Source organism: Caballeronia mineralivorans PML1(12), assembly GCF_001028175.1.
In the GTDB taxonomy this organism is placed as follows: Bacteria; Pseudomonadota; Gammaproteobacteria; order Burkholderiales; family Burkholderiaceae; genus Caballeronia; species Caballeronia mineralivorans.
In genome coordinates this window covers 14,523-39,775 of sequence record NZ_AEJF01000088.1, presented here as the reverse complement: position 1 = coordinate 39,775, position 25,253 = coordinate 14,523, and the positions used below count along the sequence as shown (strand labels likewise).

The 25,253-nt window shown below is 60.9% G+C and carries 24 protein-coding genes; 16 read left to right on the top strand and 8 right to left on the bottom strand.

The genetic code is table 11. The annotated features are described in order from the left end of the window. Positions 1-66 precede the first annotated feature (66 nt). From EOS_RS13705 to EOS_RS13675, 7 genes are all read left to right on the top strand, one after another. Entirely contained in the window at positions 67-2,106 is a 2,040-nt protein-coding gene (locus EOS_RS13705; protein WP_047847193.1) for a hydantoinase/oxoprolinase family protein, read from the top strand. A 23-nt stretch (positions 2,107-2,129) separates the two neighbouring features. After that, positions 2,130-4,145 (top strand): hydantoinase B/oxoprolinase family protein, encoded by a 2,016-nt coding sequence (locus EOS_RS13700; protein ID WP_047847192.1) that lies wholly within the window; start codon positions 2,130-2,132, stop codon positions 4,143-4,145. Between the two features lie 263 nt (positions 4,146-4,408). After that, positions 4,409-5,941: an ABC transporter substrate-binding protein gene (locus EOS_RS13695; RefSeq protein ID WP_047847240.1), complete on the top strand. Its 1,533-nt coding sequence runs from the start codon at positions 4,409-4,411 to the stop codon at positions 5,939-5,941. Positions 5,942-6,023: 82 nt separating this feature from the next. Continuing rightward, entirely contained in the window at positions 6,024-7,301 is a 1,278-nt protein-coding gene (locus EOS_RS13690) for an NAD(P)/FAD-dependent oxidoreductase (protein ID WP_047847191.1), read from the top strand. Positions 7,302-7,478: 177 nt separating this feature from the next. Beyond that, positions 7,479-7,964 (top strand): GNAT family N-acetyltransferase, encoded by a 486-nt coding sequence (locus EOS_RS13685; RefSeq protein ID WP_087881932.1) that lies wholly within the window; start codon positions 7,479-7,481, stop codon positions 7,962-7,964. Positions 7,965-8,237: 273 nt separating this feature from the next. Further along, complete coding sequence (locus EOS_RS13680; protein ID WP_047847190.1) at positions 8,238-8,873, top strand: GNAT family N-acetyltransferase; 636 nt, start codon at positions 8,238-8,240, stop codon at positions 8,871-8,873. Positions 8,874-8,879: 6 nt separating this feature from the next. Then, positions 8,880-9,269: a hypothetical protein gene (locus tag EOS_RS13675; RefSeq protein ID WP_152693121.1), complete on the top strand. Its 390-nt coding sequence runs from the start codon at positions 8,880-8,882 to the stop codon at positions 9,267-9,269. Between the two features lie 100 nt (positions 9,270-9,369). Here EOS_RS13675 and EOS_RS13670 read toward each other — a convergent pair whose 3' ends face one another. The 3 genes from EOS_RS13670 to EOS_RS13665 all read right to left on the bottom strand — a co-directional run bounded on the left by EOS_RS13670 (position 9,370) and on the right by EOS_RS13665 (position 11,770). Continuing rightward, positions 9,370-10,266 (bottom strand): fructose bisphosphate aldolase, encoded by an 897-nt coding sequence (locus EOS_RS13670; protein WP_047847188.1) that lies wholly within the window; start codon positions 10,264-10,266, stop codon positions 9,370-9,372. Between the two features lie 101 nt (positions 10,267-10,367). Beyond that, the gene (locus tag EOS_RS46230) at positions 10,368-10,610 is read right to left on the bottom strand and encodes a hypothetical protein (protein ID WP_152693120.1); all 243 of its coding nucleotides are present in this window, start codon (positions 10,608-10,610) and stop codon (positions 10,368-10,370) included. 8 nt (positions 10,611-10,618) lie between these two features. Beyond that, on the bottom strand, positions 10,619-11,770 hold the full coding sequence (locus EOS_RS13665; RefSeq protein WP_047847187.1) for an acyltransferase family protein: 1,152 nt from the start codon (positions 11,768-11,770) through the stop codon (positions 10,619-10,621). 414 nt (positions 11,771-12,184) lie between these two features. On the opposite strand from EOS_RS13665, the gene fliD reads away from it, so the two are divergent. From fliD to EOS_RS13650, 3 genes are all read left to right on the top strand, one after another. After that, positions 12,185-13,747 (top strand): flagellar filament capping protein FliD, encoded by a 1,563-nt coding sequence (gene fliD, locus EOS_RS13660; RefSeq protein ID WP_047847186.1) that lies wholly within the window; start codon positions 12,185-12,187, stop codon positions 13,745-13,747. Positions 13,748-13,826: 79 nt separating this feature from the next. Then, a complete protein-coding gene (locus tag EOS_RS13655) occupies positions 13,827-14,819 on the top strand; it encodes a hypothetical protein (protein ID WP_152693119.1) in 993 nt (330 codons plus the stop codon). A gap of 263 nt (positions 14,820-15,082) precedes the next feature. Further along, positions 15,083-15,472, top strand: coding sequence for a DUF2306 domain-containing protein (locus EOS_RS13650; protein WP_047847184.1), 390 nt, complete (start codon positions 15,083-15,085; stop codon positions 15,470-15,472). 266 nt (positions 15,473-15,738) lie between these two features. Here EOS_RS13650 and EOS_RS13645 read toward each other — a convergent pair whose 3' ends face one another. Further along, positions 15,739-16,614 carry a zinc-binding dehydrogenase gene (locus EOS_RS13645; RefSeq protein ID WP_235442805.1) on the bottom strand — a complete coding sequence of 292 codons (876 nt, stop codon included), beginning with the start codon at positions 16,612-16,614 and terminating at the stop codon, positions 15,739-15,741. 59 nt (positions 16,615-16,673) lie between these two features. On the opposite strand from EOS_RS13645, the gene EOS_RS13640 reads away from it, so the two are divergent. Beyond that, on the top strand, positions 16,674-17,597 hold the full coding sequence (locus EOS_RS13640; RefSeq protein ID WP_326972923.1) for a LysR family transcriptional regulator: 924 nt from the start codon (positions 16,674-16,676) through the stop codon (positions 17,595-17,597). Here the strand turns inward: EOS_RS13640 and EOS_RS13635 are convergent. Continuing rightward, positions 17,594-18,331, bottom strand: coding sequence for a hypothetical protein (locus tag EOS_RS13635; RefSeq protein WP_047847238.1), 738 nt, complete (start codon positions 18,329-18,331; stop codon positions 17,594-17,596). The genes EOS_RS13640 and EOS_RS13635 overlap by 4 nt on opposite strands. A gap of 152 nt (positions 18,332-18,483) precedes the next feature. Here EOS_RS13635 and EOS_RS13630 point away from each other — a divergent pair, with 152 nt between their 5' ends. Both EOS_RS13630 and EOS_RS13625 read left to right on the top strand, forming a co-directional pair. Then, positions 18,484-19,125: a LysE family translocator gene (locus EOS_RS13630; RefSeq protein ID WP_047847182.1), complete on the top strand. Its 642-nt coding sequence runs from the start codon at positions 18,484-18,486 to the stop codon at positions 19,123-19,125. A 64-nt stretch (positions 19,126-19,189) separates the two neighbouring features. Beyond that, complete coding sequence (locus EOS_RS13625; RefSeq protein WP_047847181.1) at positions 19,190-19,477, top strand: DUF1330 domain-containing protein; 288 nt, start codon at positions 19,190-19,192, stop codon at positions 19,475-19,477. 111 nt (positions 19,478-19,588) lie between these two features. On the opposite strand, the gene EOS_RS13620 is transcribed toward EOS_RS13625, so the two are convergent. Together EOS_RS13620 and EOS_RS13615 are read right to left on the bottom strand one after the other, a co-directional pair. Continuing rightward, positions 19,589-20,401 carry a DUF2182 domain-containing protein gene (locus EOS_RS13620; protein WP_047847180.1) on the bottom strand — a complete coding sequence of 271 codons (813 nt, stop codon included), beginning with the start codon at positions 20,399-20,401 and terminating at the stop codon, positions 19,589-19,591. Positions 20,402-20,442: 41 nt separating this feature from the next. Beyond that, positions 20,443-21,213, bottom strand: coding sequence for a DUF899 domain-containing protein (locus EOS_RS13615; protein WP_200908642.1), 771 nt, complete (start codon positions 21,211-21,213; stop codon positions 20,443-20,445). Between the two features lie 138 nt (positions 21,214-21,351). Between EOS_RS13615 and EOS_RS13610 the strand changes: the two genes are divergently transcribed. Next, positions 21,352-22,572, top strand: a complete 1,221-nt coding sequence (locus tag EOS_RS13610; RefSeq protein WP_047847179.1) for a hypothetical protein — start codon at positions 21,352-21,354, stop codon at positions 22,570-22,572. Between the two features lie 35 nt (positions 22,573-22,607). After that, positions 22,608-23,276 carry a Vgb family protein gene (locus tag EOS_RS13605; RefSeq protein WP_047847178.1) on the top strand — a complete coding sequence of 223 codons (669 nt, stop codon included), beginning with the start codon at positions 22,608-22,610 and terminating at the stop codon, positions 23,274-23,276. Positions 23,277-23,291: 15 nt separating this feature from the next. On the opposite strand, the gene EOS_RS13600 is transcribed toward EOS_RS13605, so the two are convergent. Continuing rightward, positions 23,292-24,209 carry a LysR substrate-binding domain-containing protein gene (locus EOS_RS13600; RefSeq protein ID WP_047847177.1) on the bottom strand — a complete coding sequence of 306 codons (918 nt, stop codon included), beginning with the start codon at positions 24,207-24,209 and terminating at the stop codon, positions 23,292-23,294. A gap of 148 nt (positions 24,210-24,357) precedes the next feature. Between EOS_RS13600 and EOS_RS13595 the strand changes: the two genes are divergently transcribed. Further along, positions 24,358-25,209 (top strand): class II aldolase/adducin family protein, encoded by an 852-nt coding sequence (locus EOS_RS13595; RefSeq protein WP_047847176.1) that lies wholly within the window; start codon positions 24,358-24,360, stop codon positions 25,207-25,209. The last annotated feature ends 44 nt before the right edge of the window (positions 25,210-25,253 follow it).

Genomic DNA, 25,253 nt, shown 5'->3' with positions numbered 1-25,253 from the left:
CGGCGTGCCTCAAGACGGCCGGAGTGTCCAGATTCATCATCATTTTCGACAGGCAAGGACAAGGCAATGGGTTTGAGAATCGGAGTGGATATTGGCGGTTCGTTCACCGACTTCGCGGTGCTTGACGAAGCGACGCGAACAATACGGACCTTGAAGGTGTTTTCGCGTCCGGACAGTCCGGGCAGCGAAGTGCTCGCAGGAATGGAAGGTCTGCGGGAACGCTACGGCATCGAGCCGCGCGAGGTGGTTTATTTCACGCATGGCACGACGGTCGGCGTGAATGCGGTGGTGCAACGCAAGGGGCTGAAGCTTGGCCTCATCACCACGCGCAACTTCGAGGACGTGCTCGACATCGCGCGCCTGAAGATCCCCGACATGTACCACCTTATGTCCAGCCGGCCAGCGCCGCTGATCCCGCGCGACCGGGTGTTCGGTGTAGTGGGGCGGCTGACGGCGGAGGGTGACGAGGAAACGCCCGTCGACGAAGCCAGCGTGCTCGATGCGGTGCGCGGCATGCAGGCGGCAGGCTGCGAGGGTGTGGTGGTATCGCTGCTGCATTCGTATCGAAACCCGGCGCACGAGCAGCAAGTGAAGGCGATCATCCAGCACGCAATGCCGGGTATGTTCGTTTCGTGCTCGCATGAAGTCTGGCCGATCATCCGCGAATACGAACGCACGGTGACGGCGACCATTGGCGGTTATGTGCAGCCGCGCGTGTCGAACTACCTCACGCAATTGCAGGCGGCGTTGGGCGAGAGCGGTATCGGCGCGGACCTCAAGGTCACCAAGTCAAACGGCGGCGTGATGAGCGCCGAGAACGGCAAGCAGAACTGCGTGCAGATGATCCTGTCCGGCACGGCGTCGGGCGTGATCGGCGCAGCGTATCTCGCGAAGCTCTGCAAGGTGAAGGACTGCATGAGCCTCGATATCGGCGGGACAACGGCGGATATCGCATTGATCGTGGACGGCAAGCCGCAGTATGCGACGGGCGAATATATCGGCGAATTCCAGATCCATATTCCGTCGGTCTCCGTTTCGTCGATTGGTGACGGCGGCGGCTCGATCGCCTGGGTCGACGAGTTCGGCGTGCTCAAGGTCGGACCGGAAAGCGCCGGGTCAAATCCAGGCCCGGTTTGCTACGGTCGAGGGGGAACCCGCCCGACCATTACCGACGCATTCGCCGCGATCGGCGTGCTCGGCAGCGCGGCGCTCGGATACAACGCGGTGAAGGTGGATGTCGACGCGTCGCTGCGTGCGATCGAACCGCTTGCGCAGCGCCTGGGACTCGACGTCTACAAGACCGCGGCAGCCATTATCGAGGTATCGATTTCCGGCATGTACGCAGGCGTGAGCCGTTTGAGCTCGCGCTTCGGCATCGATCCGCGCACCTTCTCGCTGATGCCCTTCGGCGGCGCGGGACCCATGCTCGGCTGCTTCCTCGCACGTGCGCTGAACGTGCGCAACCTGCTGGTCCCGACTACGCCTGGGGTGCTGAGCGCGCTGGGTGGTTTGATTGCAGACACGAAGAACGACTTCGTGCGGACGACTTATTATCCGCTCGACCGTGCGTCGCTTGAACGGCTTGGGCAAGACCTCGCGCGGCTCGAAGCCGATGCACGTGCTTGGGTGATCCGCGAGACCGGCACGGACGCAACGGCCGAACTCGTGGTTTCGGCCGACATGCGGTATCGCGGGCAGTCGTTCGAAATCGATACTCCGATTACCACCGAAGCTATCGCCAATGGCGACATTGAAGGGATTGCGCAAGCGTTTCATCGCGAGCACGAACGCCTCTTTGGTCATAGCGACGACAAGTCCGCGATCCAGGTCGTCGCGCTCAGGCTCGTCATCACCGCGCCCACGCCGAAGCCCGAGTTGCCGAAGATAACGGCGGGCGAGGGCGCGCCGGAAGCCGAGTCGGAGATCGATGCTTACCTCGACGGCACCTGGCGTCGCGTACCGCTTTACCGGCGGACGGCGCTGCTGGCGGGGCATCAGTTCCCCGGCCCCGCGATCGTCGCCCAGGACGACACCACGACCTGCGTGCTGCCGGGTTTCAATGCCCGCGTGGACGAATACGGCAATCTTTTTCTCGAAGCCGTTTGAATAGCCGACCTTGGAAACGCATCATGACATTCGATAAATCCGTCCTTCAGATCTTCGCGAACTACTGCGTTGCGGCCGCTGAAAGCATGGCCTATACGCTTGTGCGCACCGCACATTCCGCCTTCGTGAAGGAAACGGAAGACTTCTCCTGCACGCTGATGAACACCCGCGGTCTCACGTTTGCCTCGCCGAAGACGCTTGGCGCCACGTGGTATCCGGGACTCGACTTCGGTGCGGTGATCGACATGATCGGCCACTACGAACCGGGCGACATCTGCATGACCAACGACGCGTACAGCGGCTACGTTGCGACCCACACGCCCGACGTGATGATGTGGAAGCCGGTGTTCTACCACGGCGAGATTGTCTGCTATGTCGGCGGCCATATTCACAACACCGACATGGGCGGCGCGGTGCCGGCGTCACTGTCGCGCACGTTGACCGAGATCTACCAGGAAGGGATTCGTTTCGCACCGACCAAGATCGTGCGCGCGGGCGTGTTGGACGAGGTGCTGCTCGAACACATGGCGATCAATGTGCGTGCGCCCGAGCAGAATCGCGGTGACCTGAAGGCCCAGATCGCGATGCTGATGACCGGCGAGCGCCGCGTGCTGGAAATTATCGAGCGCTTCGGGATCGAGCAGTTTCGCGCTGGAATGGACGCGCTGCTTGAATATTCGGAAGAGCAGGCGCGCACCATCGTGCGAAGCATGCCGGATGGCGAGTATTTCTTCGCCGAATATGCCGACGAGGATTCGGTCAACGGCAAGCCGCTGCGTGTCGCGCTGACCCTGACGGTGAAGGACGGTTCGCTCGTATTCGATTTCACCGGCAGCGATCCACAACTGAATTCATCGCTGAACATGCCCACGGGCGGCAAGGAACGTCACGTCCTCGCGCTCGTCGGGCTCAACTACATCCTGTATTCGCTTAATCCCGACCTGCTGCTCAACGCCGGGATGCTGAAAGTGGCGCGCTGCATCATGCCTGAAGGCACGATCATGAATTGCGTTCCGCCGGCCGCTGTCGGGATGCGCAGCCTGACAGCGAAGGTCGCGCAGTACGTCACGTTCGGCGCGTTCTCGATGGTATGCCCGGAACGTTTGCCGGCATGCCCGGCTGGCGGCATGTCGATTCTCAACGTCAAGACCGTGGACCGTCGCGGCCGCACCGTGATCGCATCGATCGGTCCGGTGGGCGGCGGCGCGGGTGGCATGATCTCGGGCGACGGGTCGGACGCATCGGGCGCGAACGTGGCGTTCCTGCGTAACACCCCGGTCGAGATCAACGAAGCCGAAGTGCCGATCCGCATCACGAAGTATGGCGTCGTGCCCGGCAGCGCGGGCGCTGGCAAATATCGCGGCGGGCTGGGAACCGTGATGGAGTTCAGGGTGTTTTCGCCCGGCACACTGGTGACCGCGCGCAATCGTGATCGCTCGCGCTTCGCGTCGTGGGGCGTGCTGGGTGGCAAGGCGGGCGCCGTCTCGCGCTTCACCCGCAATCCGGGCCGCGAGGGCGAGGAGGACCTGGGCGTGACCGACCTGGTCATGTGCGGTCCCGGCGATGTGATCCGCCTCGAAGGGTGCGGCGGCGGCGGCTACGGTCATCCGCACGAACGCGACGCGCAGAAAGTGGTCGAGGATGTACGGCGTGGTTACCTGTCCGTCGATCAGGCGCGTGAACTGTATGGCGTCGTGCTGGCCGATGGATCGATCGACGCAGCGAGGACGGCTGAATTGCGCGTCGAGGCGAAAAGAATCTCGGACCAGACGGTGGCTACGCACTTCGACTATGGCGCAGAACGCAACGCCTATGAAGCGAAGTGGACGCGCGAGCGCTATGACGTGTTGACGGGCATCCTCGCTCGCGCGCCGGTGGTGTGGCGTCATTTCCTCAAGCACAAGATCTTCGATGCGCTCGACGCGCGGGAAGCCGCCGGGACGATGACTGCGGGCGCGGGAATTGTCGACGAACTGTATGCCGACGTTCTGCGGCGTTATCCGCAACTGCTCGACGTGGAGCATGCAACTGTTGCCTGAAGCTTGGGGAAAACGCGGATGTTTTCAGTCGCCCGATTGACGGCCATGCAAAGCACCGCGTTAGCGATCCCAGAACAAGCGATTTATGCTGTTTCGCGGTTTTTGTCGGCGTTTCACGCGGATTCTGCAAGCATACGATGCTGCTGAAGAGACGCGACAAACCTGACCCCGTCGCCCCCTGAACGTACTTTCAGATCCCTTAACCGTCCGGAGCAATTCACGTGAAAGATGATACGAAAAACGGCGGCGTCAGCCGCCGCGACATGATGCGAGTGTTGGCCGGAACCGGCATGATGGCGGTCACAGGCGCGGGGCTGCTGTCGGTCGCGACCCCGGCGCTGGCCGCCGATACGCCGAAGAAAGGCGGCAGCATCCGCGTGGCCTACGACGCGGGTTCTGTCTCCGACACGCTCGATCCCGCCATCGGCTCGACGGGCAGCGACTACATCCGTTTCTTCATGTTTTATAGTGGCCTGACCCAGTTCGACGAGAGCCTGACGCCGCGCATGAATATCGCGGAGTCCATAACAAGTTCCGACGCGAAAACGTGGATCGTCAAGCTGCGCCAGGGCGTGACTTTCCACGACGGCAAGCCGCTCACGCCCGCGGATGTGGTCTATTCGCTGATGCGTCACAAGAACCCGCAGACGGCGTCGAAGGTGAAGACACTCGCCGATCAGTTCGCCGATATCAAGGCGACCGGTCCGAACGAAGTGACCATGACGCTGGATGTGCCCAATGCCGATTTACCGGCGATCCTTGCTACGCCGCAACTCGTGATCGTCAAGGACGGCACCACGGACTTCAGTTCGGCGACCGGAACCGGACCCTACAAGCTCAAGAGTTTCAAGCCGGGTGTCAGCACGGTCGGCGTGCGCAACGACAACTACTGGAAGTCGGGACAACCGTACCTCGACCAGATCGAACTGGTGAGCATCAGCGACAGCGCGGCCCGCGTGAACGCGCTGCTCGCAGGCGACGTGCATCTGATCAATTCGGTCGACCCGCGTTCTACGCAGCGTATTGCCGCGACTCCCGGCTACGCGGTCAAGGAAACCAAATCCGGCCTTTACACGGACCTGATCATCCGTCGCGACAATACGCTCACGGGCAATCCCGATTTCGTGATGGGCATGAAGAACCTGTTTGACCGCGAGCAGATCCGCACAGCCGTGTTCCGGGGTTACGCCGTGGTCGGCAATGACCAGCCGATCCCGCCGGGCCACCGGTACTTCAATGCTGCCTTGCCGCAACGCAGATTCGATCTCGACAAGGCCAAGTTCTATATGCAGAAGGCGGGCGCTGTCGGCACGACCTTGCCGCCGGTCTACGCCACCACCGACGCGAACGGTTCCGTTGAAATGGCGCAGCTGATGCAGCAGACGGCGGCCAAGATCGGCGTGAACCTGACCGTGAATCGCGTTCCCGCAGACGGCTACTGGTCGAATCACTGGATGAAACATCCGCTCGGTTTCGGCAGCATCAATCCCCGTCCTAGCGCAGATGTATTGTTCACGCAGTTCTTCAAGTCCGACGCGCCCTGGAACGAGTCGGGCTGGAAGAACCCCCGCTTCGATCAGCTGCTGCTGAGCGCGCGTGCGGAGACGGACGATGCCAAGCGCAAGCAGATGTATGGGGAGATGCAGGTGCTGGTGGCCAATGAAGGCGGCATCGGCATTCCGTCTTTCATCAGCCTGCTCGATGCAAATGACAAGCGGCTGAAGGGCTTGGGTTCGATTCCGACCGGTGCGATGATGGGCTTTTCGTTCGCCGAGCATGTGTGGTGGACGGCCTGACGAACCGGGTTACGGAGATCGGCTATCGTGGCGTGCGTGAGACAGAGGCAAACTCGCCGCGCCACATTCAATCGAAAATTAAATGAAGCTTGATTCGTATTGGCTGGACACGGCACCCGTGTTCAGTGAAGGTGCCGAGGGTCCCGTGGACGGCCGCGCCGATGTTGTTGTCATCGGTGGCGGGTTCACGGGGTTGTCGGCGGCGCTTGAACTCGCTACGCGCGGTGCCTCGGTCACCGTGCTCGAAGCAGGGCGCATAGCGAGCGAGGCTTCTGGGCGCAATGGCGGCCAGTGCAACACCGGCGTCGCGCAGGATTTCGCTTCGCTTGCCGCGAGGGTCGGGCTGGAGCAGGCCCGGGGCTTTTATCGCGCGTATGAAAGTGCGGTGGCGAGCGTGGAGTCGATCGTCACCAGTCATCAGATCGATTGCGATTTTGTCCGCACGGGAAAACTCAAGCTTGCGGCCAAGCCGAAGCATTTCGAAAAACTGGCGCGTACGTATGAGGTGTTGCGTCGCGAAGTCGACCGCCAAGTCGAGTTGATTCCGCCTGAACGCATGCGCAGTGAAATCGGCTCGGATGGTTTTCACGGCGGACTGCTGCAGCGCAACGGCGTGCAGATGCATATGGGCAAGTTCGGGGTCGGGCTGGCGAAGGCTGCCACGCGTCATGGCGCGCGCATCTTCGAAGGCGCGGCGGTGACGCAGTTGAAACGCATTGATGGCGAGCGCTACGAGCTCACGTCGGCGCGTGGCGTCATCAAGGCGGATCAGGTGCTGGTGGCAACCGGTCCGTCGCGCCTGGGGCCGTTGCAGTGGTTCCAGCAGCGTATGGCGCCCGTCGGCAGTTTTATCGTGGTGACAGAACCGCTGTCCAAGCAGCAACTCGACGCGTTTTTTCCTCATCGACGCAGTTATGTGACGTCGCTCAATATCGGCAACTATTTTCGGGTGACGCCCGATAACCGGCTGCTGTGGGGCGGCCGCGCGCGCTTCGCGATGTCCAATCCTCGTTCCGATGAAAAGAGCGGCAACGTGCTGCGCAAGGGGCTCGCGAAATATTTTCCCGAGCTTGCCACAACGAGGATCGACTACTGCTGGGGTGGTCTTATCGACATCACCGTTGACCGGCTCCCGCGGGCAGGACAGCACGAGGGACTCTACTATTCGATGGGTTACAGCGGGCACGGCGTGCAGATGTCGACGCATATGGGGCGCGTGATGGCCGACGTGATGTCGGGCTCGGATCATGCAAACCCCTGGCGCATGCTGTCTTGGCCAGCGGTGCCCGGGCATGCCGGCCGTGCGTGGACGCTGCCGTTGGTCGGCGCGTATTACCGGATGCAGGATCTTCTGTTCTGATTGAATCGTGCCTTCCCGACGCTACGCCCAGAAAGGGTGAGTGACACGGACGTGATAATCTTTTCGACCTTCACGTCCGGTGGCCGGCGTAGTTGTCAGCGTGGTCGTGCCAGCGTGAGCAGCACTTAAACCACGAGCCTTCGGGATATCCGGGGCGATTCAAAAGGAACAGTTCGTATGATCTCGATCAGGCCGTCGCAACCGGGCGACGCGGATAACCTCTGGCTCATTCTCGAACCGGTGATTCGTGCAGGCGACACTTACGCCCTGCCGCGCGACATGAGCCGCGAAGAGGCGCTCAGCTATTGGACGGCGCCGGATCATCACTGCTTCGTGGCGGAAGAAGACGGACGCGTGCTGGGTACGTACTCCTTGTGCGCCAACCGGGCGGGCGGGGGCGCCCATGTCGCGAACTGCGGCTACATGACGGCAGCAGACGCCACGGGTCGCGGTGTTGCTCGCGCGATGTGCGAACACTCCTTAAGCACGGCACGCGAACTCGGCTTCCGTGCAATGCAGTTCAACTTCGTCGTCGCCAGCAACTCGCGGGCGATCAAGCTCTGGCACGGCTTGGGCTTCGAGACGGTCGGACGATTGCCGGAGGCGTTCCTTCATCCCGAGGACGGTTATACCGACGCGCTTGTGATGTTCCGCCGGCTGTAAGCGTTGCGTCTACAGCCGCTTCGCGGTGATCGACTTCATCGGCGCAAGTTTCTGACGGCCCGTTTTTCTATCGGCAATGCGTGTTGGAAACTGCGTCGCAACCTCTCTCTGCAGGCTCTGCTGAAGGCGCAGGGCCGTGCGAATAAAAATGGCGTAAAGACGACCAGGGATTGCGTATATTCCGCATAAACACAAAATCTTTACGGCATTTTTTCTTGTTGCCGACAGACAAGGAATCCTACACTTCTGGAAACGGACGAGACCGGGGATGCCATGTCGACGCAACGCACAACAACGAGAAGCCACACGCGGATCAGCTACGTTCATCGTGGCATTGGTAGCGTCGTATTGAGGCGCTTCGATCCGGCGTGCGATTCGTTCGAAGAGTTGACTCAGATGCTGCATCGGTCGTTCGCGCGGCTTGGCGGGATGGGGCTCAATTGCACATGTGTCGACCAGTCTGCGCTGATTACCCGGGCGCGTGCGATGCGCGGCGACTGTTATGTCGCGGTGTGCAACGGGCGCCTGGTTGGAACCATGACGCTTTACGCGCAGGATTGCGATTCGACTTGCGCGCTTTATCAGCGAGACGATATTGCGAGCATTCGCCAATTCGGCGTCGATCCCGCCTACCAGAGCAGAGGCATCGGCAAGTCGCTGCTGGCCTATGCCGATCACTGGGCCGCGATTCGCGGCTATGCGGAACTTGCGCTGGACACACCGCAGCCCGCGGCTCATCTGATCGCTTTCTACCGCGGTCAGGGCTTCCGGATCAACGACTTTCACAGGTTCGCCGGCAAGCAGTACGACAGCGCGATTCTGAGCAAACCCCCAATTGCCTTCCGTCACCTCGCCACCTGGTCGCGTCGTCTTGAACTGCCGCAAGCGAACGTCGCCCGCGCGGCATGACAAACCGTGAAACAGTACGATCAAAAACCATCGGGCAAGTACGAGCTAGCGGCGGTGCCACCGAGATGGCTCATGCGCGCGAGGGGAGCGGTCAAAGTCATTCTGATCGCTGTTGCCGTCAATGAGACCTTGTACTTCGTGTTCACGTATGTCGCGCAACAAATCGATCCCGACGTGCCGCTTGAGACGGTCTCGGTGTTCAGCTTCGCGATGTGCGCACTGATGGGTTTCTGGTTTCAGTCAGATGCTCGGCGAGCGTATTTCTTCGCTCGCGGAAAGGGCTATATCGTACCCAGCGACGGTACGAGGAGGACGCTGCATATCGCGGCTGATTGTCCCAAGCGATGGCTCGTGGTTCTGTACATAGAGCTGAATCCCGCTTTGGTTGGCCTGTAGGGATTAGGCGTGGTGGTGTCGCCAACCCGGTTGACAAAGCTCAGCCTTTCAAGTCGACCGCGCTTATCTCTCAAGCGCGGCCTTCCGTGAAACCCGAACTTCAAACCTTTACGACAGAGGCCTGATAGATCTCGTCGATAGACGCTGCCAACGTCGCGTCGAACTCGCTGTCGCTCATCGACACCTTGAGCTCGTTGATCAACGCCCGCGAGAAGCTGGCGATCATCCCGTGGTTCAAAGCGAGGCGCTTGCACGCGTCGGTGCGCGAGTAGCCGCCGGAGAGGGCGACCACGCGTGCGACACGCGGGTGATCGATCAGCGGACGATAGAAATCCGCTACGTCAGGAATGGTCAGCTTGATCATGACAAGACTGCTTTCGGGCAAGGCGTCGAGACCTTTGATCAGCTCCGCGAGCAGAATGGATTCGGCCGCGGCCTTGTCCGGACTATTGATCGAAACCTCGGGTTCGAGAATCGGCACGAGGCCGTGGGCTTCGATTTGCGCAGCCACTTCGAATTGTTGTTTTGCAACGGCAGCAATCCCCGCAGGCGTTGCGTGGTCGATAACCGAGCGCATCTTGGTGCCGAAGACACCGAGCTTGGCCGCCCGGTCGAGCAGCGCGTCCAGCCCGGGAATCGGTTTCATCAGGCGCACGCCGTCGGCTTCAGCTTCGAGCCCCTTGTCGACCTTCAGGAACGGAACCACGCCGCGGTCTTCCCACAGGAAGGACGGAACGGGTTTCCCTTGTGCCTGTCCATCCATGGTCGCTTCGAAAAGAATGGCGCCGATGACCTTGTCCCCGGTGAAGGCGGGCGCGGTCATGATGCGCACCCGCATCTCGTGCATCAGCTTGAACATGTCGGTGTCGCCGCTGTAGGCGCTGTCGGGAATTCCATACGCCCGAAGGGCGCCGGGAGTAGATCCGCCACTCTGGTCAAGGGCCGCGATAAACCCCGGTTTCTTGCGCATTTGCGCCAGCATTTCGTCTTTAGCCACGTACGTTTCTCCGTCTCGACAATCACACACCGGACCAAAGTGCATCTGGTCTGGACCATTGCTTTCGATTAATAAGTGTACTGGATTGGCGGATGAGCTTCTTAAACAAAACAATCGTGGGCAATCATTCGACAAAACCGTATAAAGCCTAGCCATTGCCATGCCTGGAAGGTCGGCGATGAGGCGCCGCTTTCCCAGTCTATGAGCCGCGTATAAGCGATTGAATTTTCAGAAGATAATTCACCGATGACCGTCGCCTTCAAGGCCGTGGGTTTATTTTCATTTGCGGGTTCTAGAGCGATTTGTAAAAAGGGAGCAACGATCTGACGCGCGTCACAATTCATCGAGAGCTTTACTCCACCGCCTTTGGCCGAACGCCATCGGGCGGTGAACTGATCCGCACAGGGGAGTTTGCCGGCGTGCGCTGCAGGTGGTTCGCGAGACGGTCCTTGAGACGCAGGAACGGCGCTTCGATGAAAAAACAACTGATCATTGCCGCCCCCAGGGCTTCCAGTATGCCAAGCGGGAACGCATGAGCTATTGGCAGGTTCACATCCGAAAAGAGTTGTTGCCATAGATACAGGCTGAACGAGAGCGTGCCGACGAAAACAAAAGGTTTTGTCCGCAATAGCCGGGCGCACCAAAAATCGCGCTGAAAGTAGAGGCCGACTATCACGATACCGACGAGCGCTGCTTCGAACGTGGTTCCGTAAGTGGCGCGCCAGAATCCCCCAAGTCTTGACTCCATGACCGGCATGAGAAAAAGCAGCACGAGAATGATGCCGGTGAGGATAAGCGTCCCACCGGGCCATGACCGGACCCAGGTGTTCAGTCTGTCCTGGTTGAGCGCAACAAAACATCCGATGAGGATCGGGTCGATGCCCGTTTGAAACATCATGCTAAGTTGCCCGCGCAAATGCGGCGCGGCGAAATAGGTGCCGACTCTGATCAGGGGCACGAGAAAAATCAAAAACACCAGTACGCGCTGGCTATTGCGACGCCGGATGTAAAAAAGCAGGGGAGGCCAGAGCCAGTAAAACTGCTCTTCCAGCGCAAGTGTCCAAAAATGGCCGAGATACCACGCGCCGTCGGGATGCAGCGCATTGTCGGCGGACATACCCAGGAGCTCGGAATAATTCCAGATGTGAAGCGCTGCGTACGCCACCTGATGACGATCGACGTCGATCCATCCCGCACTCGACAGAACGACGACCACCACGATGTAAGTATAAAACGCGGGCCATATCCGCAATGCCCGCTTCAGATAAAAGGGCACCAGCCGGATAGCGCCCGTACTTTTCAATTCAGCCTGCAGGATCGTGGTAATCAGGAACCCGCTCAGGACGAAAAAGATCAGAACCCCGAGCCGGCCATCGGAGAACAGGCGCAGCGGCGCGAGGATGCCCGTGTAGCCGCCGGCAAGCGTACGCTGGGCATGACCGGCCACGACCATCGCCACGGCGACGGCGCGCAGCCCGGTGAGCTCCTGCACACGATGTTTCATCTATCTGGTCCTGCCTCGATTGAACGTTGTTGTGCGTCTCAGTCAAGCATCGGCGAAAAAATATTTAAATAAAATCAAAAAAATGCGGGCTGGGCGCCGCCAACGAAGAGACCTTGTCCAATTCTTACCGGATGTTTACGCGGAATTGCTTAACACTACCGATGGATATTCCCGGTCATCCCCAGGTCGGGATATGACTTTGATCGTCGGCAACCCGGAACCGTTTGACTAGACGCCGGGAAATCTTTTTAAAGATTTGGAAAGGACGTGCGGGAGGCGCGTGTTGCTCGCCGCTTCACCGATTGCGGAAGTGCGCAACCATCACTCCGCGACTAAACGCTGCACAGCCTGAACAAGGCCCCAGTTCTTTTCTCACCCAGGCTCAAAAGCAAAACTGACGTACGGAGCATTTCAATGTCGACGATTCCCAGCGCCTCCACTGCCTCCACCCCGGCGGCCGCTGCCAAAACCGCAGCCGATACCATGTCTGCTGCCAACGCGGCCAGGGCGTCCGCCGCGCAATCTGTTATCAGCGGCTCCACGGGCAACGCGTCACTGGATGTCACTGCGTTGGTTACGAGCCTCGTCAACGCAAAGGTGGCCGGCCAGACAGGCTCGCTGAGCGCGCAACAGACAAAGGACAACACCAGACTCTCGGCAATCGGGGCGTTGCAGGCCGCGCTGTCGGCGTTGCAGGCCGGCGTTGCCCCGCTGTCCAACGGCACCGCCCTGGGCCAGTTCACCGCAATCGCGGACGGCACCGGACTGACGGCAAGCGGCAGCAGCGGCGCGGCAACGGGCAGTTATTCGGTCGCGGTCACACAAATTGCCAGCGCTCAGACGCTGTCGTCCGCGGCGTTCGGCGCGACGACCGCGCTCGGCACCGGCGCGATAAACGTCTCGGTCGGCGGCAAGTCGATGAGCGTCGACATCGCGCCGGCGAACAACACGGTGAGCGGCATTGCCGGCGCGATCAACTCGTCGGCAAGCAACCCCGGCGTCACGGCCACGGTCGTTACCGGCACGGACGGCGCGCACCTGGTGCTGCGCTCGTCGGCCACGGGCGCATCGAACACAATCGACGTCTCGGTGGGCGACGTGACCGACGACGCCGGGCTGTCCAGCCTCGGCGTAACGTCCACGGCAGGCGCCACCGGCTCGGACAAATCGACTATCGCGTCGTCGTCGGTCACGAGTCCGTGGACGCAGACCGAGTCTGCACAAGACGCCATGTTCACCGTCGACGGCACGGCTGGAACGAGCTCCAGCAACACAGTGACCAACGCGATCCAGGGCGTGACGCTGAATCTCACTGCTGCTGCCATCGGCATACCTGCCGGCACGGTGCAGACACTGACCGTGGCGCAGGATACTTCGTCGGCAACCACCGCGATCAACAACTTCGTCAATCTCTATAACACCCTGGTCACCACATACGGCCAGGTCGCCAGTTTCGACAATTCGAAAGCCAAGGGCTCGCAAGGTGGCCCGTTGCTCGGCGACTCGATGTTCAATACGATCAAGAGCACGCTCTCGGGCATTGTCAGCGGCGGCGTGAAGAATGGCAGCTCGACCGTCTCGCTTGGAACGGTTGGTATTACGCTCAAAGCGGACGGCACCCTGACAACCGACAGCACGAAGCTCGCGAACGCGTTGACGAGTAACCCGGCGGGGGTCGCGGCCCTCTTCAATTCGACGACCGGCGTAGCCGCGAAGATGACGACCAGTCTGAATTCGTTCCTGGGCACGGGCGGCCTGATTGCGAACAACCAGGACCCGCTCAACGCGGACCTCAAGAGCATCACTTCACAGCAAGACACCTTGGCAAGCTACACGACACAGCTCACCCACCAGTACCAGGCGCAGTTCACGGCGCTCAATACCGTGATGTCGACGATGAACAAGAATTCGCAGTACCTGACGCAATTATTCGGTGGCGCGAACAGCGCCGGTGCGCTGGAAAAAGGCAAGAGCTAACCGGCAGGGCAGAGGATTTAGCGGTGAAAGATCGGTGACATATGGGAACCAGGTTATGTATAGCGCGGAGATGATGGCAATGCACAAGCTTCGCGACCTGACGGCGGAAGGAGCGGCGGAAGGCCGTGGCAATGTGAAAAATACGCGACTGCATCTCCGGCTGGTTTTTAGCTTGTTTCGATATCTGTCGGTTCTGGCTGCCGCCGGCTTCAGCGGCGCGCCGTTAGCCCATGCCGGTTGTGTTGCCAGCGATGGCAAGCCGCGCCCGGTCATGTTGCTGCCTTCCGCAAGTATCTCGGCGTCGCCTAACGTGACGGTAGGCGAGATATTGGGCTCGGTGCGTGTCGCCGCGGTGCAGGATATTCCGTTCACCTGCACGGGCACGGCGAACACCCTCGAGATTCGGTTAACCCGCTCCGAAGCAGCCGTGCCGGATTTGAAAGATGTGTATCCCACGAGTGTTGCAGGCGTTGGCATGCGAGTGAGCGCAGGCGGCGGCAGCTTTGCCGGGATCGATGACGCTCCTCGTCCAGTACCGTACAAGGTCGTGCTGATGCCTCAGGCCAGGCATCTGACAGGCTTTGCGCTCCGGATCGACTTCATCAAGACAGGCCCCGTGCAGGACGGTTTCCTCGCAGCGGGTCCGCTAGCGAGCGTGATGGTTGGCGGCACGGAACTGCTTGAAGTCGATATCCCGGCGGGCGCCGTGGCCTTTACCTCATCCGTGTGCGATGCGGTACATGTGGGCGGCAGCGTCGCCGCCGGGGTCGGTACGGCAGGCGCGTTCACGCAAGAGAGCATCGTCGTGCGTGCGGGATGCAACCCGAGTGTCGTTGCGGTTGTGCAGTTAGGGCAACCCTATTTGTACGGCGATACGCCATTAGTTCGTTATCCTGCCATCACGCGCGCGAGCGCGGCGAACCCCGACAGCGACCGGCAGGAGCACGCGTGGTCAAGTGCCGTGGGCAACGGTCCCAGTGCGTTCGCCGGCAGCACCAGCGCTTTCGGCGCTGGCAATCTTGGCGAAAGCGCCTTGGGTCGGAGCGCTCGCAGTTCCAGTTTTCATCCTTAAGCAGGTGTGTCGAGCATCGGGCGAAAGCGACCGGCGAGCGATTCCTATCTCCATGGCCGATTCAAGGTAACTGCTTAAAAGTAAAATAACGCTGCCGGAGAACTCCACGATAAAAGCTGCCAACCGGCAATCGGTCGCCTGGCGCTGGTTTATTAACCACTGGCGACAGGATTCGCAGGTTTCGTCGCACGCCGCTCGAAAAAGATCCGGCTACAGCACAGACTCCAGACATCGCGTTCGCTCGTCTTGTCGAGGAGTCCGGCATGCTCACCGTCATTGCAGTTCATATCGCCGCCGCCGTGCTTGCTGTCATGGCCGGCGCAGTTGTATTCCTGTTCGAAAAAGGGTCCGCGCGTCACAGGTTGCTGGGGCGGATATGGGTGTCGGCCATGTTCATCACTGTGCTGAGTTCGGTCTATATCCGGGAGTTGAATCCCGGCCATTTTTCCTGGGTTCACGGTCTGTCGTTGCTGACGGCACTCAGTCTGGTGCGTGCAATCTGGGCTATTCGGCAAGGTAACGTTCGCGGTCACGCATTCGCGATGCAAGGATCGCTTGCCGGGCTCGTGGTGGCGGGTATTGCCGCCGTGGCTACGCCGCATCGTCTGCTGAACATCGTGGTCGGTGGATGGATTGCGCGTGGTTTCTGGTAGTAATGACAAGCCGCATAACTGCCCGTGTCTCTCACCAGGCCGATCGTTGGGTGCTTCTCATAGCCGGTGACCGTCATTCGCGAATACCGGCTATCGGGAACGGCTTTCGGAAAACAGATCCAACCGCTCAGGCGCGAACGCCGCCGGTCGCGACCCTCACGAGCCACCTAGATAAGGACGACAAACTTTCCTTCGGCCTCATTGCGCTCCATCAACTCGTGAGCCCTGGGCACGTCGGTCAGGCCGAATACACGCGTTGGGCGACCTCAATACAGACCGTCCGCCGCGAAATCCACGATCTGCTGCATGGGCACGTCCGACAGCGGGAATTCCGGGGTTCCGAAGGTAAAGCTGCCAAAAAAACTCATCTGAACGCCGCTTGCCATCTGGCCGAGCGGATTGAACTCGTGGAGGGGTGCAAGCCCCCCAAGAAACCCGGCGAGGCACACGCGACCGCCCCGACGCGTGGCGCGCAATGAGTCGAGAACCGTGCTGTTTCCGATGAGATCGAGCACCACGTCAGCCTTGCCGCCTGGCCAACCCGGCGCCGCAAGTAAATCTCCCTCTGTCGTCACCACGTGTGCAGCGCCAAGCGAACGCGGCAAGGCTTCACTGCTTGATCGACGGGTGGTCGCAATCACATCGGCACCGAGTTGGCAGCCGATGTCGATGGCCGCCTGCCCCAGGCTCGACGTGCCCCCGCGTACGACAAGTCGCTGTCCGGCCTTCAATTCCAGGTTCCGATGAAGGCACGTCCAGGCAACCGCATAGGCTTCCGGCAGCGCGGCGAGAATTTCCCAATCAAGTGTGGTTTCAACGGCGACGACATTGGAGGCGGGTACCGCGACGTATTCAGCATAGCTGCCGTTGATCGTTCGCCCCATCCCGCCCATCAATGCCATGACCGTCTGGCCCTCGCGCAGAACACCCGTCGCATCCACAACAACGGTCCCAACGCACTCGATGCCGCTAATTTCCGCCACGTCTCCCCACAATCCGCGACGCATATAGAGCTCGGCCCGGTTCAGACCGAATGCGCGAACGCGAATCAGGATGCAACCTGGTCTCATAGCAGGCTCTGGCACGTCAATGACTTCCAGCACTTCCGGACCACCAAACCCTTTCCTCACGATTGCCTTCATGTCGATCTCCTCAATGGGAGAACGAATGGTAGGATCGACCTTCATCGAAATAAATTACGATGTTTCGACAAAGATTGAAGTCGGGCTCTACAATGAATGAACCCACGTTATTACAGTTGCAATGCTTTGAGGCTTTAGTGGCCGAGGGCAGCTTCGCCGCGGCCGCAGCGCGTTTGAACCGGACACATCCGACGGTCCACGCGGCTGTGACGGCCTTGGAAGCGCAGGTAGGCATGGTCCTGCTGGACAGGGCGGGGTACCGGGTTTCGCTCACAGCGGAGGGCGCGGCGCTTCGCTCGCGCGTGGCCGTGTTTCTCCATCAATATGAAAATCTGCGGCGGGAAGCGGCACAACTCGCTGCTGGGCAAGAGGCCGAGTTGCGTGTGGTCGTGGGTGACCTGTGTCCATTGCCGGAGACATTGGGTCCGCTGAGACAGTTTTTTGAGACCCATACCGGCACGCGCTTGACGTTGCTGTTCGAGGCCATAAGCGGTCCATGGGAACGGCTACGGAATGGCGATTGCGACCTGATCTTTCATCACCTCGACAAACCGTCGCCTGCGATCGAAACCATCGAACTTTTCGAAGTGAAGCTGGTGCCGGTCGCCGCGCCCGGGTTTCTCAAACAGCCTCTTGATGAATCGCTCACCCCCGATGACTTGAGGCCTTATGTTCAGTGCGTCATTCGTGACACAAGCAAGCAACCCTCGGATGCCAATGACTATCTGATCGAGGGCGCGCCGACCTGCACTGTGCCTGACCAGTTGATGAAGCGCGAACTGATTGTGCAAGGGCTCGCGTGGGGCCATATGCCGTCTCATCTGGTCGCCGGTGACCTCAGGGAACATCGGCTGGTGTCGTTGGAAGGGTCGCATCTGCGCGGCGCCACGCTCAAGCACTACGCGGCGCGCCGTCGGGACGCCGCTCACGGGCCCGTTGCACAGAGGCTCTGGATTCAGTTGCAGCAACAGGCGGCAGGTTAAACGCGACACCACCGACCGGAATCAGGGCACACAGTCGCCCGTGCGCCGTTCAGCCAGACTTGCTCTTCATCCAGTTGCAGCGAGGTCGAAGGGGCGATGTCGAAGTCAACCCCAAGTGTGTGTGCAACATGAGCATCTTCTATGGGAAGCTCCCAGGTCAGGAATATTTGGGTGCAATCCTGGTCGGGCGCGAAGTCGGCCACATTAAAACCGCTGCTGTGGCGTTGAATCACGCCATGAGGCTGGCCGGTATCGAATATCACAGCCGTACCCCGAGTCAGAGGGATTCGATGACCCAAAGAAGGGAAATGCAAGTCCAGAGCCTTGTCCTCGCTCATGAAGAGATTGCAAAAGGCCGCGCCGCCATATTGCGCACCGTCATGGTGGTACTTCGCGCCGCGGCAGGCCATGAGCGCTACGTCGCTGGAGGCAAGCATCTCAGGAAGTCCAAGCGCGTACGTCCAGTCGGACAGCGCCTGCACGCAGCGCTTATAGTCCGGCCAGCGGGCTCGCGCCCGCGCCAACGGCATTGCCTCGACGTCCCCGGGCTCGAGGTCCATGCGCGTCGATATCTCCCTTTCCCAATCTGCAAGCAGACGTAGAGGGGGCACGGGCACGTCGACCGTGCCTGTTAGCACGATGTCACTCACGCTTCGACTGCGGATGGCGTCGCCACTCCAGAAATAGGAAGTGAGGATGTCTCGTACTCGATGCTGTTGAGGAGGGTGGTTCATCTGGACCATTGTAATAGGGCTGCGTGCGGAAGCAGCCGGCGGTTTTCCCGCCACGAGCAGACCTTCGATATGAGTAGCCAGTGGCCAGTTACCAGCAAGATCAACTCTGATAGATTATCTGTTCAACACCTCGACGAGGAGTGTTCCTCAACATGTCATTCCAGAACTATTGGCTGTTTCTTCCCGCGTGCTTTGCCATCAACATGGCGTTAGGTCCGAACAATGTGCTGTCCATCTCCAACGGAGCCCGTAATGGAGTGCGTTGTGCCGTCTTGGCAGCCTTCGGACGCTTACTTGCATTTGCGGGAATGATCGCGATTGCGGGCTTAGGACTCGGTGCGTTGCTGCTCGCTTCCGAGACGCTCTTCACGTTATTGAAATTCGGCGGAGCGGCCTATCTGGTCTGGATCGGTATCAAGCTATTTCGATCTGGCCCGGATCTTTTATCAAACGCGTCGGAAGAGGTCGCCAGCAGTCGCACTACTAACAAATTGCGCCGGCTCGCGAAGCAGGAATTTCTTGTTGCAGCCGGAAATCCGAAGGCGATTTTGGTATTTACCGCGTTTTTCCCGCAATTCGTCGATCGATCCGCATACGCGATGAGTTTCGCCGTGCTTGGCTCGACGTTTCTAATGCTTGAACTGGTCGCAATTGCCATCTATGCCGTTATCGGAGCCCGCCTTGGAACATTGGCGAATGGCTCACGAGGATTTGGATGGTTTAATCGCGTGAGCGGGTCGGTCATGATTGGTTTCGGCCTGCTACTGGCCTTCTTGCGTCGTCCTGCGACCTGAGCGTGCATGTGCGGTTTCGTGGCATTATCGTGTGCACCTTCACACCACTGCAGGAGTGCAAGTCATGGCGACTTATATTGTTTTCACACGAGAAAGCACGCAGGATCAGGGCGAACTCGACACCTACATGCGTAAGGTCGGCGAGACCTTCAAAGGTCACCCCCTCAAGATTCTCGCCGCCTATGGACCTCAGCAGGTGCTCGAGGGCGACGCGCCGGAGGGTGTCGTAATCGTTGAGTTTCCGTCCACGGCAGCCGCGCGTGCGTGGTACGACGGCCCGGCGTATCAGGAGGTCGCGCAGCACCGTTTCAAGGGGTCGCGCTATCGCGCTGTCCTCGTCGAAGGCGTGTGACGAAAGTCGGCGACAATCGGCCTCATCGCAGCGCCCGCGCGTTGCGCGCCCGACTCACAGTTTTTCCGCAGAATGCACCGGACGGGCGTGCAGGCGAAATCGACCTGCACGTCAGGCGCACCATGCGAGCCCGACTGCTCGCGCGATCAGGAACAACCCTGCTAGGACGATGACGGCTCCGACTGCTCGCGCGACGTGCTCACCGGCCGGTGCGAGACGTTCGACGGTGATGGCTGCCGTCACGACAGCCATCACGCGCAGGTCCATGACTCCGACGACAAGGAGGATCGCCGTCAGGCCTGCACAGCAGGTGCTGCAGTGCAGGCCGAGGCGCAGGCCGTGTCGCCAGGCCGTGCCGGCGTCCGCAGGCAGCGGTCGGCCGTGCCCCGGTGCCACCCTGCAGCAGGCAAGGTGACGTGCCTTCCACGCGGTGAACTGGAGCGCGCCGGCAAGCAGGACGACCACGCCGACTGCGATCGGAACAGCGCGCGCCAGCGCCGGCACCTGCATCTCGACTTCCGCCAGCGCGACGCCCAGCGGAAAGGCCAGCATTCCGAACGCGGTCCACACGAAGAAGTACCCCGCGCCCACCAGCGCCGTCAGCCGGCCCAGGCGCGTCTCGCCTGTCCTGCCGACGGCCTCGCGGTAGCGCCACAGCATGGGCACGAGGGATGGCAGCATCATCGCTACCATCATCACGACCCACATGCCGAGGAACGACGCCGCAGCGCCGGGCCACCTCTGTCCGGGCATCAGCATCCACGCCATCGACATCGTCCAGCCGCCGGGCATCGGCATCTCGCCCATCGCCGACATGGACGCGCACCAGATCCTTGTCACCGCCGCGCTGGCGGCGAAGAGCAGTGCCGAGACACCGAAGAAGGCGCACTGGGAAGCTCGCTCGGAAACCATGCTTCGTGACATCTTCCGTCTCCCGGTTGCATCAGTGCCGCTCATGACCTGGCTCAGCGCTGGCTGTACTCGTCGTGGCGCTTCCACCAGACGCCCGTCTCCTCGTTGCGCCCCTTGGGGGCACGGTCGAGCCATTGGTACATACCCCAGATGCCATCCAGTCCGCGCGCGTAGGTGGAATACGTGTGATAGACGACGCCGTCCTCGAGTACGAACGTGCTCAAGCCCGGCCTGTCGCGCGTGAACGTCGCCGCGTCGGTTCCGCATGTGGCCGCGAACTGGGCGACGGGCTCCGGGACCTGCTGTGTCGCGTCCATTGCGTGGCCGCCGCGCTCGTAGTTGTATTCGATGCTTCCTTCGCGCTGTTGCTCCTCAGTGAACGAGATGTTGAAGTCGAAGTTGAAGTCACTGCCGTGCGAGGACGCCCAGGGAAACGTCCATCCCATCCGACGCTTGTACGTCTGCAGCTTTTCAAGCGGCGCCCGCGACACCGCCGAGAGCGTGACGTCATGGTTTGCCAGATGGACCGCGAACCCATTGAAACCGTCTGCGATCGACGAGCACGACGGGCACCCCGCCTTGTAGTCGGGCCCGAACATGAAGTGGTAGACGAGGAGCTGCGAGCGTCCTCTGAAAAGGTCCGCCAGCGACGCGCTTCCTTCTTCGGTTTCGAACCGGTACGCCTTGTCGATTCGAACCCAGGGAAGCGCCTGCCGCTGCTGCGTCAGCTCGTCGCTCTGCCGCGTCAGCGCCTTCTCCGCCTTGAGCAGTTCGAGCCGCGCAGCGAGCCACTCTTCACGTGTGCTGCTTATGTGTGTTGTCATGATTCTTTCCTCCGTTGGCTGTCCTTTGGGTGTCCGCCGCCGCTCGTTCAGTTGTCGATACGACGTGCGGGTTGGTGATAGATTAGTGCCGGGCCTCGAACGGTGGGAGTGACAAGTGTGGCGGGATTCGAATAGACGATGGACTCGCTGATCACGGCCGCGGCGCGTGCGCTCGCGGCGGGCGACCCCCTCGGCGCATTGAACCGGGTTGCCTTGCGCGACGATGCGCCTGCGCTCGCGCTTCGAGGCATCGCGATGGCGCAGCTCGGCGATTTCGTTCGAGCGAAGGCTCTCGTGCGAAGTGCGGCGCGTGCTTTCGGTCCGAAAGAGGCCGTGGCCCGCGCGAGGTGTGTCGTCGCCGAGGCTGAGATCGCGCTCGTCTCGCGTGACCTGGGCTGGCCTGCGAAGGCGCTCGACGCAGCCCGGGCGACGCTCGAAGCGCACGGCGACCGGGTGAACGCCGCGCATGCGCGGTATCTCCAGGTCCGCCGCCTTCTCCTCATCGGGCACCTCGACGAGGCCGAGCGGTTGCTCGCCGAGCTCGACCCCACGCCTTTCCCGCCCGCGTTAAGGGCCGCCCACGAACTGGTTGTTGCAGGGGTCGCGCTGCGACGCATCCGGACCGGGACGGCGCGCGTTGCGCTCGCGCGGGCCGAGCTAGCCGCGCGCCATGCGGGTATTCCTGCGTTGACGGCGGAAGTCGAAAGCACGTTCCTCGCCCTGAGCACGCCCGCCGCGCGTCTGTTTGCGCGTGGTGAGGAGCGGCCTCTCATGCTCGAGGAGGTTGAAGCGTTATTCGCGTCGAGGGCGCTCGTCGTGGACGCGTGCCGTCATATCGTGCGTGACGCAGGCACGGCGGTCTCGCTCGCAACGCGTCCGGTGTTGTTCGCGCTCGCACGCGCGCTCGGCGAAGCATGGCCCGCAGACGTGTCGAGGGACACGCTTGTCGCGCAGGCATTCCGGGGGAAGCTCGCCGATGAATCGCATCGCGCCCGGTTGCGAGTCGAAGTCGGCCGGCTTCGCAAGGTGCTTCGGACGCTGGCCGGCGTGAGCGCGACGAAGCGAGGATTTGCGCTGGTGCCGCACCGCGCACACGAGGTCGTCGTGCTCATGCGGCCCGTGGAAGAGAAGCATGCGGCGGTGCTCGCCTTGCTTGCCGACGGTGAGTCGTGGTCGAGCTCGGCCTTGGCACTTGCGCTTGGAGCCAGCCAGCGCACCGTGCAGCGGGCACTCGACTCGCTTGCCACAGCAGGCAAGGTGCGGTCGTTTGGCCGCGCGCGGGCGCTTCGCTGGATGACCCCGCCCGTGCCGGGATTCGCGACGATATTGTTACTCTCGGCGTCACTGCCGAGTGACTAAGATGGAGTCCACTACCGGGTAAACAGGAGGGAAGCATGAAGCGAGCAGCGGCCGAAATCATCCGTGAGTACGGGCCCTTTCCAGGGGTCGATAGCGTGGGTGGCGTCACGTATGACGGTCAGCAAGTCTGGTTTGCTGCCGGAGACAAGCTGAACGCCCTCGATCCGGCGAGCGGGAAGACGCTGCGCTCGATTGATGTCGCTGCGCATGCAGGAACGGCTTTCGACGGCCAGCACCTGTTTCAGATCGCCGAGGACCGGATCCAGAAGATCGATCCGGACACCGGTCATGTGCTCGCCACAATTCCGGCGCCCGGCGGGGGCGGCGACTCGGGGCTTGCGTGGGCCGAAGGGACGCTCTGGGTGGGGCAGTATCGGGACCGGAAGATTCATCAGATCGATCCCCAGACAGGGGCCATTCTTCGCACTATTGAGTCCAACCGCTTCGTCACCGGGGTTACCTGGGTCGACTCGGAACTCTGGCACGGCACCTGGGAGGCGGAAGAGAGCGAGTTGAGACGAATCGATCCTCAAACAGGAGAGGTCCTGGAGAGGCTCGAGATGCCGCCTGACGTGGGCGTGTCGGGGCTCGAGTCCGATGGCGCCGATCAGTTCTTCTGCGGAGGCGGAAACAGCGGGAAGGTGAGAGTTGTCCGCCGGCCCAGGCGAGGCGCCGAGATCCCCGTCGACTCCACGAGTGAGTAGGGGGTTAGCGTAGCCTCACAACGCAGCATCGGCTTGCCACTGCGCGGTCATTCCCGCCGTGTCGGCGAGCCAGAGCCTGAACAGCTTCACCTTGTCGAGGTTGCGCTCGTTCGTCCGATATGACAAAAAGTGCGTCTCGCGCATGAACGGTTTGAAGTGGCCTTCACCGAACTCGATCAGTTCGCCGCGCGCAAATTCACGTTCGGCGAGACGCGTGGTTTCGAGTGCGATACCCATGCCGTCGACTGCGGCCGATATCGCCAGCGCGCCGCGATCGAACGAAGGGCGAGGCTTGTTTGGAAACTCCAACCCATTCAGCGTGAACCAGTCCCGCCAGGTAACCCTGCTGAGTTGCGAATCGATCAGCGTGAAGTCGACAATCTGCTGTTCGAGCGGCACACCTGTGCGCAACATGCCGGGCGAACACATCGGCACGATCCGTTCCGCGCCGAGCGGATACACATGCAAGCCGGGACGCTCGATCGCCATGCCGTAAGAGATGGCGATATCGACTTCATGCACGCGCGTGAGGTCGATCGGTTCCGCGCCCGATGAAAGCCGGATCGTGATGCCGGGATGCGCCTGCATGAATTTCGGCAGACGCGGGCCGAGCCATTTCACCGCAAGACTCGGCGCGCAATGCACGGCCAGCACCTGGGCCTGAGGCGACAGCGCGACCTCGCTGCATGCCGCTTCGATCACGTCGAATACTCGTCCGAGGCTGTCAAAAAGCCTTCTGCCTTCGGCTGTCGTTTCGACGCGCCGGTTGCGCCGATGAAATAAAGGCAGGCCGAAATAGGTCTCCAGTTCCTTGACCTGATGACTGATCGCCGACTGCGACAGATGCAATTCCTCCGCCGCCAGCGTGAAGCTCTCCAGTCGTGCAGCCGCTTCGAAAGCGCGCAGCAGCACGAAATTCGGTATGCGTCGCATGCGCGTGCCATCTCCGTTTGGAATGTTTTTGCCTGATGCATGAATCCTGTTCATCTTTCTATGAACAGTCATCGTTTGTCAATCAGGGTCCCGCAGACGACCATGAAGCCCTGAAAACAATCCCATGTGTTCTACAGGAGAAAGCCAAATGGCGGCTGTCATGGAAGCACGTCCCGGTGCAACGGAAAAGCTGGTGAAGGACGGCAAGGTATCGATTTATCAACCGGAACAGGAAGGGCTGATCTTCCCGGAGTTGCCGACATTCACGAGTCACGCAGCGCATCGGCAGCATTTGAAAGAGCGCCTGGTCGGAGCATGCAGGGCGTTCGCGCAACAGGGCTTCGATTATGGCTTCGCCGGTCACCTGACAGTGCGCGATCCGGAAAACCCAGGCCTGTACTGGACCAATCCGATGGCCATTCACTTCTCGCAAGTGAAGGTGTCCAACCTGATTTGCGCGGATCACGAAGGCCGCGTGGTGGAGGGCAATCACGCGATCAATCGAGCGGGTTTCGTGTTGCATGCGGCGGTCCATGAGATGCATCAGGACATCGTGGCGATGTGCCACGCGCATACGGTGTATGGCACGGCGTTCGCGGCGCTTGGCAAAAAGCTCGAGCCGGTTACGCAAGATGCCGCAGCATTTTTCGAGGACCACGTGGTGATCGGCGATGAAGCTGGACAGGTCGCGGTCGAGGTGAAGGCGGGCCATAAAGTCGCGAATGCGTTCACGGGTGTGAAGGCGGCTATTCACCAGAATCACGGCTTGCTGACCGCGAGCCGCCACAGCATCGAGTCGGCCGCGTTCTGGTTTATCGCGCTTGAACGCTGCTGCCAGCAGCAATTACTTATCGATGCAACCGGCATCACGCCGAGGCTCGTCACGCCGGAACGGGCGCGATATAGCCGCGAGCATGTGGGTAGCGAATACATTGGCTGGCTGCATTTCCAGACGATCTGGAACGACCTCGTTGCCAGCCAGCCCGACATGTTCGATTGATCCTTACTCTTCCATGAGCTGAACGTTATTTGCTCAGCACGTAT